This window comes from Enemella evansiae (assembly GCF_004362375.1).
Lineage (GTDB): Bacteria > Actinomycetota > Actinomycetes > Propionibacteriales > Propionibacteriaceae > Enemella > Enemella evansiae.
The window spans coordinates 1-19,750 of the sequence record NZ_SNXA01000014.1 but is presented as its reverse complement, the minus strand read 5'-3'; the positions used below and the strand labels follow the sequence as shown (position 1 = coordinate 19,750).

The window sequence follows — 19,750 nt, the reverse complement described above, 5'->3', positions numbered from 1 at the left end:
AATGTGCCGGTGCCTCGATTCCTGTCCGCCAAGCCGGATGCCCGGTTGATCCCGCTGCCGTGGGAGGTGCCGCTCGCGGAGTGGCCGCTGGAGCATCTGGTGGCGCTGCCGCGCGGCATCTCCCGGCACGTGGTGCGCTTCATCAAGGTCGGTTCCGAGGTGGATGCCGCCAAGGAGGTGCTGGAGCATCTGGCGATCCACGAGTACCGGCTGCTGCACGATCTGGTCCGGATGAACACCCCGGCGGTGCAGCCGGTCGCGGTGGTCACCGGGCGGGTGGATCGCGACGGCAACCCGCTCGATCCGGTGCTGGTGACCAAGCATCTGCAGTTCTCGCTGCCCTATCGCTCGCTGTTCAACCGTGGTGTCCGCACCGAGACGGTGAACCGGTTGGTCGATGCGATGGTGGTGCTGCTGGCCCGGTTGCATCTGGTCGGTTTCCTGTGGGGTGACGTATCGCTGTCGAACACGCTGTTCCGGCGCGACGCGGGCGAGTTCGCGGCCTACCTGGTGGATGCCGAGACCGGTGAGCTGCACGACCAGTTGACCGACGGCCAGCGCGAGCACGATCTGGCGATCGCACGGACCAATCTGTTCGGCGAGTTCTGCGACCTGGAAGCCGGCGGGATGTTGGATGAATCCCTGCAGCCCAAGGCATTGGTGGAGTTGATCGAGTCCCGCTACCGGGAGCTGTGGCAGGAGTTGACCGGGGTCGAGGAGTTCGACGACAGCCAGATCTATCGGATCGAGCGGCGGGTACGCCGGTTGAATGCGTTGGGCTTCGACGTCGCCGAGCTGGACATCACCACCGACCTGGACGGGACCACGATCCGGATCCAGCCGAAGGTGGTGGACGCCGGTCACCACTCCCGCCGACTGCTGCGGCTCACCGGTCTGGACACCGAGGAGAACCAGGCGCGTCGACTGCTGAACGATCTGGACACCTATCGCGCGCGGACCGGGCAGCAGAACGCCGACGAGGCGGTCGTCGCGCACCAGTGGCTGACCCGCTGCTTCGAACCGGTGGTGCACGCGATCCCCGACGATCTGCGCGGCAAGCTGGAGGCGGCGCAGATCTATCACGAGGTGCTGGAGTACCGCTGGTACCGCTCGGAGGAGGCCGGTGAGGAGATCCCGCTCACCGAGGCCGTGGACGGCTACATCGGTGATGTGCTGGAGAAACTGCCCGATGAGGAGGTCTCCACCGACAACCTCACGCCGGTGGTCACCGAGGGCGGGCGCCGGCTGGCGAACCCCTTCGATCCCAGCCAGGGTTACGAGGACGAGCAGGACACCGGCCCGATCCCGGTCGACCCCTGGGAGGTCACCGCCGCCGAGGAACCCGAACCCAGCGGCTACCTCGACATCAACGCCCTGCGCGCCAAGGCCGCCGCCCGCAAGGCCTGACGCTCATCGAGCAGCTGGCCCCACGCTCATCGAGTAGCTGGCCCGGCGCAGCGAAGCGGAGCCGGGGCAGCGTGTCGAGATGAGCCCCGCGAGCTGAGCGCCGCTCACCCCAGCAATCGGCGCGCGATCACCATCCGCTGGATCTGGTTGGTGCCCTCGAAGATCTGGGTGACCTTGGCCTCGCGCATGAAGCGCTCCAGCGGGAATTCCTTGGTGTAGCCGTATCCGCCCAGCACCTGCACGGCGTCGGTGGTGACCTTCATCGCGGCATCGGTGGCGACCAGCTTGGCGACCGCCGCGGCCCGGGTGAAGTCCTGGCCGGCGTCGCGGCGGCGGGCGGCATCGAGATAGGTCGCGCGGGCGGTCGCCACGGCGGCCTCCATGTCGGCGAGCAGGAACTGCAGACCCTGGAAGTCGGCGATCCGCTGCCCGAACTGCTGGCGTTCCTTCGCGTAGGCCACCGCATTGTCCAGGGCGGCCTGGGCCAGTCCGGTGGCGCAGGCGGCGATCCCCAGCCGGCCGTTGTCGAGGGCGGAGAGGGCGATCCGCATGCCCTGCCCCTCCTCGCCGATCCGGCGGTCCGCCGCCACCCGGACCCCGTCGAAATAGACGGCCGCGGTGGTCGAGGCGGTCAGCCCCATCTTCTGCTCCGGGGCGCCGAAGCTCAGCCCCTCGGCATCGGCCGGGACCAGGAAACAGGACAGGTCGCGCAGCCCCGGACCGGTGCGGGCGAAGGTCGTGTAGTAGTCGGCGTGCGAGGCGTGGGTGATCCAGGCCTTCGCGCCGGTCAGCAGATAGTCGTCACCGTCGGCCTTGGCGGTGGTCGTCATCGAGGTGATGTCGCTGCCCGCCTGGGCCTCGGAGAGGGCGTACGCCCCCAGCAGTCGCCCGCCGATCAGGTCTCCGGCGAACCGCTCGCGCTGCTGCGGCGTACCGAATTTCAGCAGCGGGAAACAGGTCATGATGTGCACCGACACCCCGACGCCGACGCTCAGCCAGGCCGCGGAGACCTCCTCGAGTGCCTGCAGATAGACCTCGTAGGGCTGGTCCATCCCGCCGAACTCATCCGGGTAGGGCATGCCGAGCAGGCCGAGCCCCCCCAGCCGGCGGAACATCTCCCGCGGGAACTCCTCCGCCTTCTCGGCCGCGGCGGCGACCGGTTGCAGTTCGGCGCGGGAGAATGCGGCCACCAGATCGACCAGTTCGCGGGCGTCCTCGTCGGGCAACAGGCGGTCTACGGCCATCTCACACCTCGGGCAGGGGATTCATCAGCGGTACTCAAAGCAGTACTGTAGTACCACTATGGGTTCCTCTGCCAGCATCTCCGGGGACATTTCACCGGGCAATGTGATTCGACTGACGGGCCGCCAGGAGCAGCTCCGCGACCAGCTGCTGCGGTTGTTCCTGGCCGAGGGGTTCGTCGATTTCACCCTCGACGACCTGGCCGGCAAGCTCGGTTGCTCCAAGCGGACGCTCTATGCCCTGGCCGACAGCAAGGAACAGCTCGCCACCTCGGTGACCCGGTTGTTCTTCCGCCGCGCGACCGACCAGGTGGAGGCCGCGATCGCCCGGTTGCGCTCCCCCGAGCGGCGGGTCACCGGTTATCTGGAGGCTGTCGCCGAGGCGCTGCGGCCGGCGTCCCGGCAGTTCCTGAACGACCTCTCCCGGCTCACCCCGACCCGCGAGATCTATGTCGAGAACACCACCGCCGCGGCCGCCCGGTTGCGCAGCCTGGTCGACGAGGGCACCGCCGCCGGCGCCTTCCGTGAGGTGCAGGCCGACTTCCTGGTCGAGGTGGTCACCGCGACCATGCAGCGGATCGGCTCCGGCCGGGTGCAGTCCAACACCGGCCTCGATGATGCCGAGGCGTACGCCCAGCTCGCCCAGCTCGTGCTGGCCGCCGTCCGCGCCTGAGCGGGCCGCGTCTCGGTCAGTCGCCGGAGGCCGGGCGCCCAAAGTCGTCGTCGTAGCGGACGATGTCGTCCTGCTGCCAGTCGCCGAATGCGACCTCCAGCACCCGCACGGTGCCGCGCTCACTGGCCAGCCGGTGCTTGCCGTTGGCCGGAATGAAGATCTCCTCGCCGACGACGGGGCGCCACACCTTGTCATCGACCGTGACCACCGCACCCTCATCGAGCACGATCCACAGCTCTGCCCTGCCGGGATGCGACTGATAGCTGAGCCGCTTCCCCTCATCGACGTGCATCAGGCTGACGGTGACCGGTTCGTTGTGCGCCCACTGCAGGAAGCGACCCCAGGGGCGGGTCACTTCGGTGGTGGGGCGCCGGTGGCTGGGCGGAGTGAGGTCGGACACGATGATAACGATACCAGGATCGGTCTCGCGGTGACACCGGCACAGGGATCGTGGCTCGCCACTCGCTGAGCGTCGTGCTAGAGAGGACCCATGGCTGACCCCGAGCTCGATGTCGAGCGGATCCGCGCCCAGTTCCCGTCGCTGCAGGGCCCCGACGCGGCGGCCCATTTCGACGGGCCGGGTGGCTCGCAGACGCCCACCCCGGTGGCCCGGGCGATCGCCGACACCCTCACCGCACCACTCGCCAATCGCGGCCGGAACACGCTCGCCGAACGGAACGCGGAGGAGACCGTGCGGGCCGCCCGGCAGGCGCTGGCCGACCTGCTCGGCTCCGAGCCCGAGGGCATCGTCTTCGGCCGCTCGATGACCCAGCTGACGATGGACCTCGCGCGCACCCTGGCCCAGACCTGGCAGCCGGGCGACGAGATCGTGGTCAGCCGCCTCGATCACGACGCGAACATCCGCCCCTGGCTGATCGCCGCCGAGCGCGTCGGCGCGGTGGTCCGCTGGGCCGAGTTCGAACTGGCGACCGGCGAGCTGCCGGTCGAGGCGGTCACCGCCCAACTGAGCCCGCGGACCCGGTTGGTCGCGGTCACCGCGGCCTCGAACCTGCTCGGTACGATGCCGGACCTGCCGGCCATCGCCGCCGCGGTGCACGCGGCCGGTGCGGTGTTCTTCGTCGACGCGGTGCACTACGCGGCCCATGAGCTGGTGGATCGCAAGGCCCTCGGCGCCGACCTGCTGGTCTGCTCGCCCTACAAGTTCTGCGGGCCGCACTGCGGCGTACTCGCCGGCGACCCGGCGCTGCTGGAGACCCTGCATCCGGACAAGCTGAAGCCGTCCAGCGAGCAGGTGCCGGAGCGCTTCGAGCTGGGCACCCTCCCTTACGAGGTGCTCGCCGGCTGCACGGCGACGGTGGATTTCCTGGCCGACCTGGCACCGGGCCCGGGTTCCCGCCGCGAACGCCTGGCGCGCAGTTTCGCCGCCCTGGAACGGCACGAGCTGCGGCTCCGGGAGCGGATCGAGACGCGGCTGACCGAGCTGGGAGCGACCGTCTGGTCGCGCGCGGGCCGGCGTACCCCGACCCTGCTGTTCTCCTTGCCCGGCAGCGAACCCGCCGCCCTTGCGACCCGGTTGGCGAGCCGTGGGGTGAACGCACCGGCCGGCAGCTTCTATGCGATCGAGTGCGCGACGGCGCTCGGCCTGGGCACCGCCGGCGGGGTACGCGTGGGCCTGGCGCCCTACACCAACGACGCCGATGTCGACAGATTGCTCGCCGAACTGGGTGACGCCGATAGGCTTGCCGGGTGACGTTCCACCTCTATGACACCGCCACCCGCCAGGTGCGCGAGTTCGTCCCGCTGCAACCCGGCGCCGTGTCCATCTATCACTGCGGGCTGACGGTGCAGTCGGCTCCGCATGTCGGCCACATCCGCAAGGAGGTGGTCTTCGATGTGCTGCGCCGCTGGCTGAGCCACAGCGGCTACCGGGTCAGTGTGATCGCCAACGTCACCGACATCGACGACAAGATCCTGAACAAGTCCGCCGAGGCCGGTGAGCCCTGGTACGCCTGGGCGTACCGCTTCGAGCGGGAGCTGCACGAGGCGTACGCCGCCCTGGGCTGCATCCCACCGACCTATGAGCCGCGGGCGACCGGCCACATCCCGGAGATGGTGGAGCTGATCGGTGAGCTGATCGAGTCCGGGCACGCCTATCCGGCCACCGACGGTTCGGGGGATGTCTACTTCGATGTGCTGTCCTGGCCCCGCTACGGCGAGCTGTCCGGGATGCGGGTCGACGAGATGGAGGCGGCCACCGATGCCGACCCGCGCGGCAAGCGCGATCCCCGGGATTTCGCACTGTGGAAGGGACACAAGGAATCCGAACCGGAGACGGCGAGCTGGCCCTCGCCCTGGGGGCGGGGCCGGCCGGGTTGGCACATCGAGTGCTCGGCGATGGCCGGGAAGTATCTCGGCCCGGAGTTCGACATCCACGGTGGCGGCATCGATCTGCGCTTCCCGCACCACGAGAACGAGCTGGCCCAGTCGGCGGCGGCGGGTCGCCCGTTCGCGCGTTACTGGATGCACAATGCCTGGGTCACGATGGCCGGGGAGAAGATGTCGAAGTCGCTCGGCAACACCGCCCTGGTCGCCGAGGTGACCCGCACCAACGATCCGCGCGCGGTGCGGTATTTCCTGCTGGCGCCGCACTACCGCTCGACGATCGAGTTCTCCCCCGCCGATGAGGAGACGAAGGGATCGCTCGCCGAGGCCGAGAAGGCCATCGAGCGCATCGATTCCTTCGTCCACCGCGCCCGCGCAGCCACATCGGCTGAGGACCCCTCGACTCGCTCCGCTCGCTCGGGGAACGGGGAGGGGGCCCCCTTCTGGGACGACTTCGCCCGCGCCATGGATGACGATCTGGGTACGCCGCAGGCGGTGGCCGCGTTGTTCGCGGCGATCCGGCGCGGCAACCAGCTGCTCACCGAGGGGGACCAGGCGGAGCTGGCGCAGGTGTTGGACCAGGTGACCCGGATGCTCGATGTCCTCGGCCTGGATCCGGATTCGACGACCTGGCAGGACACCGACCGCACCGAGCAGGCCCTGGAACCGGTCGTCGACGGGTTGGTGCAGGCGCTGCTCACCCAGCGCCAGGAAGCCCGTAGCCGCAAGGATTGGGCGGCCGCCGATGCGGTCCGCGACACCCTGGCCGAGCTCGGCCTGAAGATCACCGACACCCCCGATGGCTCCACCTGGAGCCTCGAGCCGAAGGGAGCCTGATGCCCGGGAACTCGCAGCGAAAGGGCGCGGTCCGTCGCAAGGGCCGCGGCAACACCGCCGGTTCCGGCGGCCGGGTCCGTCGCGGCCTGGAGGGCAAGGGTCCGACGCCGAAGGCCGAGGATCGCCCGTATCACAAGGCGCACAAGCAGAAGCAGCGCCAATCCAGCGGTGGTGGTGGGCAGCGCCCGCGCAGCCAGGCCCCGCGCACCGGACGCCCCGGTTCGGGCCCGGAATGGGTGGCCGGTCGCAATCCGGTGTTGGAGGCGCTGCAGGCCGGGATCCCTGTGCAGACAGCGTTTGTGGCCGAGGGCGCGGACCGCGACGACCGGTTGCGCGAGATCATGAAGTTCTGCGCGGATCACTCGATCCCGCTGATGCAGGCGACCCGGACCGATCTGGACCGGATGACCGGCGGCGCGATCCACCAGTCGGTGGCGCTCAAGCTGCCGGAATACGAGTACGCCCACCCCGACGACCTGCTGGCCGACGCGCTGGATTCGGAGGAGCCGCCGCTGGTGGTGATGCTCGATCAGATCACCGACCCGCGCAACCTCGGTGCGATCGTGCGGTCCGCGGCCGCCTTCGGTGCGAACGGGGTGGTGATTCCCGAGCGCCGCTCGGCCTCGATGACCGCGGCGGCCTGGAAGACCTCGGCGGGGGCGGCGGCCCGGCTGCCGATCGCGCGGGCCACCAACCTGAACCGCACGCTGCAGGCGTACGCCAAGGCCGGTTTCACCATCGTCGGCCTGGCCGGTGACGGCGACACCGACATCGAGGGTGTGCCCGGCGTCGACGGCCCGCTGGTGCTGGTCGTCGGCTCCGAGGGCGAGGGCCTGTCCCGGCTGGTCCGGGAGAACTGCGACGTGCTCGCCTCGATCCCGAGCGCCAGCGATGTCGAATCGTTGAACGCCGGCGTCGCCACCGGGATCGCGCTCTACGAGGTGAGCCGGCACCGCTGACCGTTGGATTCTCGGCACTGAGCCCGCTTGGGGGCGTTGGATACGATCTTTTTCAACCAGATAGCCGACACCCCCGACGGCCAGGAGGTCACCCGGATGCCCAAGCCAACCGTGCGCCGCGCGAGCGCACTGCTCGCCGGGGCGGTGCTCGTCGTCACCGGGTGCACCCAGGCACCGAGCACCGTCGCCCCCGATCTGATCCTCACCAACGGTGAGGTGCTGACCATGGACGCCGGCTCCACCACCCAGCAGGCGGTGGCCATCGACGACGGACGGATCACCGCGGTCGGCAGCAGCGCGGAGATCGACCGGCTCGCCGGATCCACGACGAAGACCGTCGATCTGGCCGGTCGCACCGTCGTCCCCGGATTGACCGACGGCCACACCCACGCGATCCGCGGCGGCCAGACCTTCGATCAGGAGACCTACTGGCTGGACGCCACCTCCCTGACCGACGCCCTCGGTCAGCTGACCACCGCGGCCCGGGACCGCGAGCCGAACCAGTGGGTGGCCGTGGTCGGCTCCTGGGTGCCGAACCAGTTCGCCGAGAATCGGGTGCCGACGGTGGAGGAACTGTCCGCCGCGGTGCCGAACAATCCTGCCTATGTGCAATATCTCTACGACTGGGCGCTGGTGAACCAGTCCGGCATCGACGCTCTCGGGTTGAACGCCAGCACCGAACCACCGGTGCCCGGGATCGTCGTCGAACGCGACCCCCAGGGTCGGGCCACCGGCAAGCTGACCGGCACCATCGGTTCCTTCAACGCGCTCACCTCGCGGCTGCTCGCCGCCGACGCGCCGAAACGCGAACAGAGCCTGCAGAAGTACCTCCAGGATCTGAACAGTCGCGGCATCACCGCCGTCATCGACGACAGCGCCGGCCCGGCCGAGGCGTACCAGCCGCTCTGGACGCTGCGCGACACCGGCCGGTTGACGGTGCGGACCGGCTTCCGACTCTCGGCCCCGACACCGGGCAGGGAGGCCGAGTTCTTCGAGACCCAGATGGCCTATCGGGCGCCGACCCAACCGGAGGGGATGACCCCGTTCCTGGGGATCGGCGAAGGCCCGGTCGCCGGCGTCAACGACGGGGTGACGATGGGCCCCGGTTTCGTCGCCTCCCCGGAATCCCTTGGCCAGCTTGGAAGAGGTCGCGACCCTGGCAGCGTCGCGGCGGATCCCGATGGAGCTGCACGCCTACACCGATGATGCGGCGGCACAGATCCTGGGTGTGCTCGAGCGGGTGAACGCGCAGTATCCGATCAAGGATCTGCGCTGGGCGATGGCGCACCTGAACACCGGGTCGCCGGAGACGATCCGGCGGATGCAGGCGCTGGGGATGGCGTTCTCGGTGCAGATGGGCCCCTATTTCGAAGGGCCGGCGATCCAGGCCGCGAACGGTCCGGAGGTGGCCGGTCGTTCGGCCACCCGGATGGCACTGGACGCCGGGGTGCTCGCCGCGGGTGGCAGCGACGCGACCCGGATCGGTGACTACCGGATCTGGCCGGCGCTGGAATACAACGTCACCGGCGCCTCCCCCGGCGATGCCGTGGTCCGCCCGGTCGACCAGCGACTGAACCGGATGGAGGCGCTTCGGCTCTACACCACCAACTCGGCCTGGCTTTCCTTTGCTGATGCGGATCGCGGCTCGATCGAGCCGGGCAAGCTGGCCGACCTGGCAGTGCTCGATCGCCCCTACCTGACGATCCCGGAGACCGAGATCAGCGAGATCCGCTCGGTGCTCACCCTGCTCGAGGGAAAACCGGTCTTCGACCAGCTCGGCGTGGGCGGCTGACCGGAGCTCACTTCTCCTCGTGGTACTCCTGCTCGACGTTGACGTCCCAGACCGAATCCTTGTCGGTGCTGCCGGCGACGATGTTGTCCACCGCCACCATCGCGGTGAGCATCGAATGGTCGGCGTTGTTGTAGCGGTGCTGGCCGTTGCGGCCCAGCAGCCACAGGTTCTCGAACCGGTCGGTGAACTCGCGAATCCGGTCGAACTCGGCATAGGACCCGAAGTATGCGGGGTAGGTCTTCGGCACCCGGATCACGCAGGTGTCCAACACATCCTCACTGTTGACCACGCCGATCCTGGCGAGCTCCTCGACACCGAACTTCGCCATCTCCTCATCGGATGCGCTCCACAGCTCATCGCCCTCGTCGACGAAATATTCCATGCCCAGCCAGACATTGCGCTCATCGGCGACCATCCACGGACTCCAGTTGTTGAAGATCTGCAACCGGCCGACCTTCACATCCGGTTCCTGGATGTAGATCCAGTTGTCCGGCACCAGGTGGAAGCGGGTCTCCCGGTCGGTGTTGTTGCGGATCTTCAGCTGCTTGGCGAGTACGCCGACGGTCAGGAAGTCGCGGTAGGGCAGGGATCCGGCGATCTCGGCGACCTTCGCCGGCACCTGGACACCGTCGACGGCGGCGATCAGGTCGGCGACCGGCATCGTGGAGAAGAAGTGATCCCCCGCCAGCCGTTCGACGTTGCCGTCCCAGTCGGTGAGTTCGACCGCGGTGATCCGGCCCTGCTCGGCACAGACCTTGGTGACGGCCTGCTTCATCCGCACCTCGCCACCGGCCTCGACCACCTTGCGGGCCACGGTTTCCCACATCTGACCGGGACCGAACTTCGGATAGAGGAAGGCTTCGATCAGTGAGGTCTCGACATCCTTCTGGGAGAGGTCCTTCTCGACCTCGCGGCCGAGCCTCGGCGCGATCTTGTCGGAATAGATCTTCTTGCCGGCGTGCGCCAGGGTGCCCGAGATGGACAGCCCCTTGACCCGTTGCGCACCCCAGTCGGGCGCGATCTGGTTCACCTTCACCCCCCACACCTTCTCGGTGTAGTCGCGGAAGAAGGTGTTGTAGAGCTCGCGGCCGAAGCGGTTCACATAGAACTCCTCCAGCGACTGCTCGGTCAGCGGATGCACCCGCGCCTTCAGATAGGAGAAGCCGATCTTCGCCATCTTCGCCAGTCCCAGGTTGCGGATCGTCTCCGGCTCCAGCGTGACCGGATAGTTGAAGAAGCGGCGGTTGTAGTAGATCCGCGAGAGCCGGCTGCGGACCAGCATCACCTCGTCGGTCTGCTCCGGGTCGGCGGTCCCGCCCGCGGGCAGATCCCGTTGCTGACCGCGGTAGCGCATCGTGAACTTCCGGCCCTCGGGCGTCTGCTCGATCGGCATGATCGAGGTCCACCACTCCATCACCCGATCGGACTTGGAGAAGAACCGGTGACCGCCGATGTCGATCCGATTCCCCTTGTGGTTCACGGTTTTCGAGATGCCACCGATCTCGTCGGAGGCCTCCACCACGATCGGGTGGATGTCGGTGTGCTGCAGCAGTTCGTAGGCCGCGGTCAGCCCGGCCGGGCCGGCCCCGATGATGATTGCGGTCTTCTTGTCTGACATCTGGTCATTCCTCTGGTGCATGGGATGAAGGCTTGGGGGTGTAGATCAGGAAACGGCGGAGCAGGAAGTTCCAGAAGAAGACGACCGCGGTCGAGATCAGCTTGGCGACCATCGCCCAGATCCCGAGCACCTCGTGGCCGAACCAGACGATCAGGGCGTTCAGCCCGAGTCCGGTGACACCGACCAGCAGGAACAGGCCCATCTCGACGTGCCGCCGCCGCGCGGAGGAGTCGAACACCCAGAGCGTGCTGGTGATGAAATTCACGATGATGCCGAGGCTGAACGCGATCGTGGTGGCGAGGAGCACCGGCAGCTTGAAGGCGTGGATGCCGGCGTACATGCTGAAGAAGTCGACCAGGAAGGCCAGCCCGGAGACGAAACCGTAGCGGATCATCTGGGCCAGCACCCGGTTGTTGCCGCGGCTCAGTGCGGAGCGGGCGCGGTCGAAAAGGGTACGCCGAGAGGACAGCTCGGTCATCGCCATCGGCCCTCCCCCCGGTGACCGCGACGAGGCGCCCCGGCCATCGGCGAACCTATCCCAGAGCGGTGTCGGCTGCCAGCACTACCGATCAACGAGGCCGGGATCACACGATCATCCGGGTCCAACTCATCAGCCAGGCCAGCAGCAGCACGCCCTGCAAGGCCGATGAGGTGGCGATGCCGGCGAGCCGGCTGCCGGGTGTGCGCAGCCAGTGCGTCAGCACCCAGGCCAGCGGGAAGATCTCCACGGCGTACCGCCAGATGGACTGCTGCCACTTCTCCCCGATCATCAGCGGGATGAGCAGCAGCAGCCAGCCGGTCACCTGGTAGGCGAGCGGCAGCAGTCGTATCCCGGAGATCAGCAGTGCCCCGATCAGCAGCACCGAGAGCATCTTGACCATCGGTCGGCCGAACTGGCCGGTGAGCAGCGGCTGCCAGAAATCGGTCGGCGGTTCGGCGACCACCCCCCAACCGGCGTACTGCAGATGGCTGTAGGCGAGCAGGTCACCGGTCATCCAGCGGCAGTAGAGCAGGAACCCGGCCCAGGCGAGGATCGGCGCGAGCACCGCCGGCGCGGCCTTCAGATAGTTCTTCCAGGATTCCCAACGGACGAACGAGTAGCCGCCCTGGCGCAGCGCGATCAGACCGAGCGGCAGGGCCAGCACGAAGCCCGAGGATCGGGTCAGCGCGAACCCGACGCAGGCCAGGATCGCCCAGCCCCAGCGACGTTTCTCGGCGAGCACGAACGCGGCCAGCACCAGCGCCAGGAACAGGGATTCGGTGAGCACGGCCTGCAGCAGGAAGGCGCTCGGCAGCACCACCAGCCAGGTGGTCGCATCGAGCGGGGTCACCCCGGCGGCGCGCGGGCCGGCGCGTTCGGCGCCCGGTGACGACCCAGGACCGCGCCGTGTGAAGACGGTGTGGGTGAGGTCGTACATCAGCGCGATGCAGGCCAGCATCGCCAGGTTGGACACGATCCACAGCGAGGTGGCCGCGCCGACCAGCGGGGCCAGCGGTTTACCCAGCAGCGGATAGAGCGGGCCGAAGGTGAAGCGATGCAGCGAACCGGGCACCGAGAACCGCTCCCCCGCCTCCGCGCGCTGGATCAGCGTCTGCTCCTCGGGGGTGAGCGGCGCAAGATAGTCCCGGTCGACGAGCGCGATGTAGTGCTCCGAGTCGAAGTGCTGCCACATCATCACCGGGCCGAAGTTGGCCTCGCTGAGCTCGTCGGGCCACAGCTGGCCGCTCGGCAGGAGCTGCTGGCGCGGGAACTCCATCACCGTCACCGCGACCGCACCGACCCCGAAGGCCGCCACCTTGCAGATCAGGAAGATCAGCAGCACCTTGCGCCACTTGGCCAGATCCGGGCGCCATCGTCCGGGTCCGGGTCCGGGCCCGGTGACCCGGGTGGCACCCGCGGTGGGTTCGTCGACGCTCTCATCCGCGTCGGCTGCTCGAGATGTCACGCAACTGCTCCAGGTCTGCCGGCTCCGACCCAGACAACCACATGGCCGAGCCACCGGGCGTACGCCGCGCTGCGCCTGTGACTACCGGCCGTCGCGCCGCGAGCGTTGTTCACGCCGGCTGCGTTCGCGTGCCGCTCGCTCGAGTTCGGGCCGCATGGCGGGGGTGCTTCTCGAACCAGCCGACCGAGACCACCTTCGTTCCATGAACATGGACCAGCCCATCCGCCAGACCGGGGTTCTTGTCGAAGGGGTCGAACACCACCGCCGATTCGAACCCCAGAGCACCGATCCACGCCTGTCGCCCCGCGACCTCATCGGGCCACTCGGCCCGCGCCAACCACAGCACCCGTGCGACGCTCGGCTCCACCGGATTGCTCATCCGCTACCTCCCCTGCCTCCCCAGAGTAGGCCCGCCAACGTGTACGGAAGTGCTGCCGCTGTGGCAGCACTTCCGTAGCGTTTGGAAGCGGGTCAGCCGAGGAAGAGCGCGGAAGCCTTCAGCAGCGTCTGCCAGAGGCCGTACGCCAGCGGGATGCCGACGGCCAGCCAGGCCAGCAGCACCAGGAAGGCCGGTGTGGACCGGGCATCCCCGGCCGTCTGATCGTGCTCGCTCATTCGTGTCCTCCGGTGGTCTCGGCCGCGGACTCGCGGTGACGGGTGGCCCCGTGATCGCCGGCACCACGCAGGGTGGCGATGGCCTCGGTGTCGTGGAAGCGCTCCGGCACGTCCTTGATCAGCAGGTTGCAGACGAAGCCGATCACCAGCAGCACCACCATGGTCAGCAGCGCCGGGCGGTAGTCGGCCGCCATCAGCTCACCGGGCTTGCCGGCGGCGTCCAGGAAGCCGTTCACGATCAGCGGCCCGGCGATGCCGGCAGCGGACCAGGCGGTGAGCAGCCGGCCGTGGATGGCACCCACCTCGAGGGTGCCGAAGAGGTCCTTCAGATAGGCCGGCACGGTCGCGAAACCACCGCCGTAGAAGGAGATGATGAACAGCGCCAGGATCACGAACAGTGCGGTATGGGTGCTGCCGAGGAACGCCAGGATCAGATAGAGCACCGCCCCCAGCCCCAGATAGAACATGTAGATCCGCGGCCGGCCGATCACATCGGACAGCGTCGACCAGGCGAACCGGCCGCCCATGTTGGCCAGGCTGAGGATGCCGACGAAGCCACCGGCCACCGCCGCGGTCACCGTGGAGGTGCCGTTCTCGTTGCGGAAGAAGTCCTGGATCATCGGCGAGGCCTGCTCGAGGATGCCGATACCGGCGGTGACGTTGCAGAACAGCACCACCCACAACAGCCAGAACTGCGGCGTACGGATGCCCAGATTGGCCCGCACCAGCGCCCCGCCGCGGCCCGCCTTGTGGGGTGCGGTCGCATCGTCGGCATAACCCTGTGGGAGCCGGATCAGCGCCACCCCGATCATCATGAACAACCCGTAGACGATGCCCAGGGTGAGGAAGGTCTGCCAGAGCGCGGTGCCGTTGGCGAGCGCACCGCGGCCGCTCGGATCGAAGGCCGGGTCGTAGGTCCGCAGCAGCGCGTTGGACAGCGGCGAGGCGACCAGCGCGCCACCGCCGAATCCCATGATCGCCATCCCGGTGGCCAGCCCTGGCCGGTCGGGGAACCACTTGATCAGCGTGGAGACCGGCGAGATGTAGCCGATGCCGAGGCCGATGCCGCCGATCACGCCATAACCCAGATAGAGCAGCCACAGCTGGCCGGTGGCGATGCCGGCGGCGCCGACGAGGAAGCCGACCGACCAGCAGATCGCGGCGACCAGCATCGCCTTGCGCGGTCCGTTGCGCTCCACCCAGGTGCCGAAGATCGCGGCCGACAGGCCGAGCATCAGGATCGCGATCGAGAAGATCCAGGCCACCGCGGTCTGCGAGGACTGGAAATGGGCGACGAGCGAGTTCTTGAAGACCGAGAAGGCATACACCTGTCCGATGGACAGATGCACCGCCAGCGCAGCCGGTGGAATCAGCCACTTGCTGTACCCCGGTCTGGCTACGATGTGTTGCTTGTCCAGCACGCTCATCCTGCACACCTCCCTGTGAGACCCGCGTCACCCTAATGCCCGGTAAGTGGGAGGTCCACACTAGATTTGCGTGTGCCGCCGAACTTCAGGAGCAGATGTGTCCTCAACCGATGTGAATCGGGAGCTGTCCAGCGCGTACCGCACGATCCTGTCGGTGATCGACCAGATCGAGCCGCGGATCGCCGACGCCACCCGGGCCGAGCTGACCGATCAGCGCGAGTCGCTGAAGCTGATCGCCTCGGAGAACTATGCCTCGCTGCCGGTGCTGGCCACCATGGGCACCTGGTTCTCCGACAAGTACGCCGAGGGCACCGTCGGACACCGCTTCTATGCGGGTTGCCAGAACGTGGACACCGTCGAGTCGGTGGCCACCGAGCACGCCCGCGAGCTGTTCGGCGCCGAGTACGCCTACGCCCAGCCGCACTCGGGTATCGATGCCAACCTGACCGCCTTCTGGGCGATCCTGGCGCACCGGGTGGAGCAGCCGCGGCTGGCCGAGTTCGGCGCGAAGAACGTCAACGACCTCTCCGAGGCCGACTGGGAGACGCTGCGCAAGGAGTTCGGTGAGCAGCGGCTGATGGGCATGTCGCTGGACGCCGGCGGTCACCTGACCCACGGTTTCCGGCCGAACATCTCGGGCAAGATGTTCCACCAGCGCTCCTACGGCACCGACCCCGAGACCCAGCTGCTGGACTACGACAAGGTCCGCGAGGCGGTGCGGGAGTTCAAGCCGCTGGTGCTGGTCGCCGGCTACTCGGCGTACCCGCGGCGGATCAACTTCGCCACCATGCGCGAGATCGCCGACGAGGTCGGTGCGACGCTGCTGGTCGACATGGCGCACTTCGCCGGCCTGGTCGCCGGCAAGGTGTTCACCGGTGATGAGGATCCGGTGCCGCACGCCCATGTGGTCACCACCACCACCCACAAGTCGCTGCGCGGCCCGCGCGGTGGCCTGATCCTGGCCACCGAGGAGTACGCCCCCAGCGTCGACCGCGGGTGCCCGCTGGTGCTCGGCGGTCCGCTGTCGCATGTGATGGCGGCCAAGGCGGTGGCGCTGGCCGAGGCCCGCACCCCCGACTTCCAGGCGTACGCCCGGGACGTGGCCGACAACGCCAAGTCGCTGGCAGAGGGGTTGCTGTCCCGGGGCGCGAAGCTGGTCACCGGCGGTACCGACAACCACCTCGTGCTGATCGATGTGAACAACTTCGGGCTCACCGGGCGGCAGGCCGAGTCGGCGCTGCTGGACGCCGGGGTGGTCACCAACCGCAACGCGGTGCCCAACGACCCGAACGGCGCCTGGTACACCTCCGGTGTCCGGATCGGTACGCCGGCCCTCACCTCCCGCGGCTTCGGTGCCGACGAGTTCGACAAGGTCGCCGAGCTGATCGTCGAGGTGCTGCAGAACACCGAGCCGGTGACCGCCTCGACCGGCAAGCCGGGCAAGGCCAAGTACACCCTGGCCGACGGCGTCGCCGACCGGGTCAAGGCGCAGTCCACGGAGCTGCTGGGCAACCACCCGCTCTACCCCGGCCTCGAACTCTGACGCTCCTCGAGTAGGCCGCCCGCGGCCGTGTCGAGAGGAGCCCCTACGAAGGTTCAGCCGTACCCGTGCTCCTTGAGCCGCGCGGCGACCTCGCGGGAGACCCGTTGCCAGGCGGGTGAATCCCCGAGCGAGTGGGTGTTCACCATGTCGATCCCGACCTGGTCGTTGATCTGCCAGCGCGGGTCGTTGGCGAGTTCGGGCGGGAAGTGGCGTTGGGTCAGCTCGACAGACAACTCGATCACCTCCTCGAGCCGCGGATCGTCGGCCGCCCAGCTCCGGCAGGCGGTCATCAGCGGATAGAGCCGCTGCCCGAGTGGATCCTCCAGCGCGCGCAGTTGGCGGTCGGCCCAGTCGTCCAGACCGTCGGGATGCACCGCCCGCATCAGGATCCAGGACTCCCGCTCGATCCGTACCGCGTCCTCATCGACCCCGATCTCCCGCATCCGTTCGAACAACCGGACCGCATTCGGCGGCAGCACCAGCTCGCCACCCTCGCGCAACCGGGCCAACCGTTTCCGCGTCTGCTGCAGTTCGGTGATCCGGACCCGCAGCTCGCGGTCGATCTCGGTCACCGCCTGGTCCAGCTCGGCCTGCGGGGCATCGATCAGTTCGGCGATCCGGCTCAGCGGTACGCCGGAGTCGGCCAGGGTACGGATCCGGACCAGCGCCACCAGGTCCGCCGCGGCGTACCGCCGATAGCCCGACGCGTCCCGGTCCGGCTCGGGCAGCAGGCCGATCTGGTGGTAGTGCCGCACCGTGCGTACGCTCACCTCGGCGTACGCCGCCAGCTGGCCGATCGTCAGCACGCATCCTCCACGGGTTCGGGCTCGGGCTCCACCGGCGGTACCACGAAATCACGCAGCCCCGGCGCCACCAACGAGTAGACCAGAACCGGCAGGTAGGCGATCGCGCAGACCCAGGCGCCGACCCCGATCGACCCACCGACGAGCAGCATCGACATCAGCCCGAGCCCGATCGGCGCACCGAGCATGGTCATCCCGCCATAGACCGCCATCACCCGGCCACGCAACGCATCCGGCACCTTCTCGGTCATCGCGACGGTGAACATCGGGCCGACCAGACCACCGCCCAGGCCGGCCAGGAAGATGCCGACGGCCACCGGCCAGAAGCCGGCCAGGGTGGCGATCAGGAAGAACGAGCCGCCGAGCAGCAGATTCGCCACCAGCCAGGTCGGCCACCGCCAGCGCGACATGCCGGCGGTCCACAGCACCGATCCGGCGACCGTGCCGACGGCGTACGCCGACAGGGTCACCCCGAGCAGGGTGGGCGCACCCATCCGCTGGAAGTGGGCGGGCAGGATCACCCCGAGCAGCGGAGCCACCGGGATGGTCGCGAGCGAGCCGATCAGCAGCATCGCGAACAGCCCGCGGTCGCGGCGGATCAGGTGGAAGCCGCTGAACGGATTCCGGTCGGCCTCCGCCGCCGGTGTGTTCGTCGATCCGGCCAGCGGCATCAGCGCGGTGCAGAGCGCGGCCAGGGCGGAGCAACCGGCGGTCAACCAGACCACCCGGATCGGGTCGAGGACCGCCATCAGCGCACCGGCGATCCCCGGGCCGGCCAGGAAGCTGAGCCCGAAGACCGTCTGCCGCAGCCCGGAGATCCGTTCCACGCTGATCCCGGTGGCCTCGGACACGTTGGCGATCAGGGTCTGTCGGGCCGTCATCCCGGGCACGTCGAAGAGCGCCCCGAGGACGCCGAGCGCGATGAACCACCCGAGGTTCAGCCCGACGACCGCGTCGACGATCGCCAGGGCGGCGACCGAGATCGCCGACCCGCAGTCGGCGAGGACCGCGATCCGCCGCCGGCCGATCAGGTCGATCAGGTGGCCACCGACCAGGGTGGCGAGAATCGCCGGCAGGCTGGAGATCGTGGCGACCAGACCGGCCGCGGCCGGATCACCGGTACGCGCCAGGACCAGCCAGGGCAGCACGATCGAGATCGCCGAATTGCCGAACAGCGAGGACGCCTCGGCGAGCAGGAACAACGGTAAGGACAGACGGGTACGCGGCATGCCGCCCATCGTCCGACCCTGACGCCACGTCAGGGTCAAGCCTGCCCACGCTCATCGAGTAGCGAGCCATGCGCAGCACCCCACCCACGCTCATCGAGTAGCGAGCCATGCGCAGCGAAGCGGAGCAATGGCTCGCGTGTCGAGATGAGCCAGACCAACGCAGGTCCTCTCGACACGCTCGCTGCGCGAGCTACTCGAGGACCGTGGGAACGAACGCTCGCTGCGCGAGCTACTCGAGGACCGTGGGAACGAACGCTCGCTGCGCGAGCTACTCGAGGACCGTGGAGGTCAGCCGCTCAACCCGTACCGCGAGTTCCACACGATGCGGCCACCCTGGAAGGTCTGCGTGCATTCCCTGGCATCGGGGAGATTGCGGCATTCCTCGGGGCCGACCGGGTAACCGAACCGGCCTGTCTCCCACCCGGCGCGGCCGTAGTGGTCGAAGATCAATCCCTGGACACCCCAGGCCCCACTGGCCGGGGACCAGTAGATGTGTCCGTTCTCGCCCTGGAAGCGTTGGAAACATCCACCGTCACGGATCCCGCAGATCTCATCGCTGATCGGATAGCCGAACGAGCCGGTCTCCCAACCCATCGCCCCGTAACGCCCGAAGATGGCACCGCGGACGAAGTGCGCGTCGGTGGCCGGCGACCAGTAGATGTGCCCGTTCTCGCCCTGGAACCGCTGGAAACATCCACCGTCACGGATCCCGCAGATCTCATCGGTGGTCGGGAAGCCGATGTTGCTGTTCTCCCAGCCCATCTCGGCGTACTTGTCCAGGATCCGGCCACGCATCCAGTGCGCCCCGGTCCCCGGGGACCAGAACATGGTCACGTTCTGGAAGCGCTGTGAGGCGCCACCGCGAACGGCCATCTCGCTCTGCAGCGGCAGACCGAGCGCCTTGTCGCCGCCGGCGGCGTCATAGGCCTCCAGGATCGCGCCCTTCACCACATTGGCCCCGGTGTCCGGCGACCAGTAGACGCGCCCGTTCTGGAAGGTCTGCACCCGTGCCCCGGGTACCGCGGCATTGGTCTCGCAACCGGTCTGCTGGCCGAGGTCGGGCCGGGTCCGTGCCAGCTCGCCGATCGCGCCATAGGGCGTACAGGCGGCCGGGTCGAAGGTCTCGTAACGCACGTAGTCGAAGAGATCGTGGCGATCGGGGAAGGGTTTGCCGTCATCGACCCAGGGCGCCCAGCCGCCGTTGACCGGGACGGTGATGCCGAACACCCCGGTCTCGGTGAGCACGACCGCGTGATGGGTGCGTTGATGAGTATCGACCCCGGCCACCACCGGGGTCGGGTCTTGAGGCGTGGCATG

19 protein-coding genes are annotated in these 19,750 nt (G+C 68.5%); 8 read left to right on the top strand and 11 right to left on the bottom strand.

Going from position 1 to position 19,750, the window contains the following annotated elements; genetic code table 11:
- Nucleotides 1–9 precede the first annotated feature (9 nt).
- Nucleotides 10–1,407: a DUF4032 domain-containing protein gene (locus C8D81_RS19050; protein WP_229118012.1), complete on the top strand. Its 1,398-nt coding sequence runs from the start codon at nucleotides 10–12 to the stop codon at nucleotides 1,405–1,407.
- 104 nt (nucleotides 1,408–1,511) lie between these two features.
- Here the strand turns inward: C8D81_RS19050 and C8D81_RS19045 are convergent, their stop codons facing one another.
- Entirely contained in the window at nucleotides 1,512–2,651 is a 1,140-nt protein-coding gene (locus C8D81_RS19045; RefSeq protein WP_133626622.1) for an acyl-CoA dehydrogenase family protein, read from the bottom strand.
- Between the two features lie 103 nt (nucleotides 2,652–2,754).
- Between C8D81_RS19045 and C8D81_RS19040 the strand changes: the two genes are divergently transcribed.
- On the top strand, nucleotides 2,755–3,321 hold the full coding sequence (locus C8D81_RS19040) for a TetR/AcrR family transcriptional regulator (RefSeq protein WP_229118013.1): 567 nt from the start codon (nucleotides 2,755–2,757) through the stop codon (nucleotides 3,319–3,321).
- A 16-nt stretch (nucleotides 3,322–3,337) separates the two neighbouring features.
- On the opposite strand, the gene C8D81_RS19035 is transcribed toward C8D81_RS19040, so the two are convergent.
- Nucleotides 3,338–3,721 carry a phosphomannose isomerase type II C-terminal cupin domain gene (locus tag C8D81_RS19035; protein ID WP_208109404.1) on the bottom strand — a complete coding sequence of 128 codons (384 nt, stop codon included), beginning with the start codon at nucleotides 3,719–3,721 and terminating at the stop codon, nucleotides 3,338–3,340.
- 90 nt (nucleotides 3,722–3,811) lie between these two features.
- Between C8D81_RS19035 and C8D81_RS19030 the strand changes: the two genes are divergently transcribed.
- The 5 genes from C8D81_RS19030 to C8D81_RS21810 all read left to right on the top strand — a co-directional run bounded on the left by C8D81_RS19030 (nucleotide 3,812) and on the right by C8D81_RS21810 (nucleotide 9,252).
- Nucleotides 3,812–5,032: a cysteine desulfurase-like protein gene (locus C8D81_RS19030; protein ID WP_133626621.1), complete on the top strand. Its 1,221-nt coding sequence runs from the start codon at nucleotides 3,812–3,814 to the stop codon at nucleotides 5,030–5,032.
- On the top strand, nucleotides 5,029–6,501 hold the full coding sequence (cysS, locus tag C8D81_RS19025; RefSeq protein WP_094460213.1) for a cysteine--tRNA ligase: 1,473 nt from the start codon (nucleotides 5,029–5,031) through the stop codon (nucleotides 6,499–6,501). The genes C8D81_RS19030 and cysS overlap by 4 nt, the downstream gene beginning before the upstream one ends.
- Nucleotides 6,501–7,460, top strand: coding sequence for a 23S rRNA (guanosine(2251)-2'-O)-methyltransferase RlmB (gene rlmB / locus C8D81_RS19020; protein ID WP_133626620.1), 960 nt, complete (start codon nucleotides 6,501–6,503; stop codon nucleotides 7,458–7,460). Before cysS ends, rlmB begins: the two co-directional genes overlap by 1 nt.
- A gap of 96 nt (nucleotides 7,461–7,556) precedes the next feature.
- The gene (locus C8D81_RS21815; RefSeq protein ID WP_208109403.1) at nucleotides 7,557–8,666 is read left to right on the top strand and encodes an amidohydrolase family protein; all 1,110 of its coding nucleotides are present in this window, start codon (nucleotides 7,557–7,559) and stop codon (nucleotides 8,664–8,666) included.
- Nucleotides 8,590–9,252: an amidohydrolase family protein gene (locus tag C8D81_RS21810; RefSeq protein ID WP_324614834.1), complete on the top strand. Its 663-nt coding sequence runs from the start codon at nucleotides 8,590–8,592 to the stop codon at nucleotides 9,250–9,252. Before C8D81_RS21815 ends, C8D81_RS21810 begins: the two co-directional genes overlap by 77 nt.
- Nucleotides 9,253–9,259: 7 nt before the next feature.
- Here C8D81_RS21810 and C8D81_RS19010 read toward each other — a convergent pair whose 3' ends face one another.
- The 6 genes from C8D81_RS19010 to C8D81_RS18990 form a co-directional block, all read right to left on the bottom strand.
- Entirely contained in the window at nucleotides 9,260–10,870 is a 1,611-nt protein-coding gene (locus C8D81_RS19010; protein WP_133626619.1) for an NAD(P)/FAD-dependent oxidoreductase, read from the bottom strand.
- Nucleotides 10,871–10,874: 4 nt separating this feature from the next.
- A complete protein-coding gene (locus tag C8D81_RS19005) occupies nucleotides 10,875–11,354 on the bottom strand; it encodes a GtrA family protein (protein ID WP_094355740.1) in 480 nt (159 codons plus the stop codon).
- Between the two features lie 100 nt (nucleotides 11,355–11,454).
- Complete coding sequence (locus C8D81_RS19000; protein ID WP_133626618.1) at nucleotides 11,455–12,816, bottom strand: hypothetical protein; 1,362 nt, start codon at nucleotides 12,814–12,816, stop codon at nucleotides 11,455–11,457.
- Nucleotides 12,817–12,925: 109 nt separating this feature from the next.
- Nucleotides 12,926–13,195: a hypothetical protein gene (locus C8D81_RS18995; protein WP_094433188.1), complete on the bottom strand. Its 270-nt coding sequence runs from the start codon at nucleotides 13,193–13,195 to the stop codon at nucleotides 12,926–12,928.
- A 92-nt stretch (nucleotides 13,196–13,287) separates the two neighbouring features.
- Complete coding sequence (locus tag C8D81_RS21080) at nucleotides 13,288–13,431, bottom strand: MFS transporter small subunit (RefSeq protein WP_166646901.1); 144 nt, start codon at nucleotides 13,429–13,431, stop codon at nucleotides 13,288–13,290.
- Entirely contained in the window at nucleotides 13,428–14,858 is a 1,431-nt protein-coding gene (locus tag C8D81_RS18990) for an OFA family MFS transporter (RefSeq protein ID WP_094355743.1), read from the bottom strand. The genes C8D81_RS21080 and C8D81_RS18990 overlap by 4 nt, the downstream gene beginning before the upstream one ends.
- A 97-nt stretch (nucleotides 14,859–14,955) precedes the next feature.
- Here C8D81_RS18990 and C8D81_RS18985 point away from each other — a divergent pair, with 97 nt between their 5' ends.
- The gene (locus C8D81_RS18985) at nucleotides 14,956–16,401 is read left to right on the top strand and encodes a glycine hydroxymethyltransferase (protein ID WP_407644082.1); all 1,446 of its coding nucleotides are present in this window, start codon (nucleotides 14,956–14,958) and stop codon (nucleotides 16,399–16,401) included.
- 53 nt (nucleotides 16,402–16,454) lie between these two features.
- Here C8D81_RS18985 and C8D81_RS18980 read toward each other — a convergent pair whose 3' ends face one another.
- The 3 genes from C8D81_RS18980 to C8D81_RS18970 form a co-directional block, all read right to left on the bottom strand.
- Nucleotides 16,455–17,207, bottom strand: coding sequence for a helix-turn-helix domain-containing protein (locus C8D81_RS18980; RefSeq protein ID WP_094433184.1), 753 nt, complete (start codon nucleotides 17,205–17,207; stop codon nucleotides 16,455–16,457).
- Complete coding sequence (locus tag C8D81_RS18975; protein ID WP_166646899.1) at nucleotides 17,201–18,433, bottom strand: MFS transporter; 1,233 nt, start codon at nucleotides 18,431–18,433, stop codon at nucleotides 17,201–17,203. The genes C8D81_RS18980 and C8D81_RS18975 overlap by 7 nt, the downstream gene beginning before the upstream one ends.
- A gap of 288 nt (nucleotides 18,434–18,721) precedes the next feature.
- On the bottom strand, nucleotides 18,722–19,750 hold a 1,029-nt coding region (locus tag C8D81_RS18970; RefSeq protein ID WP_267873221.1), incomplete at its 5' end, for an LGFP repeat-containing protein.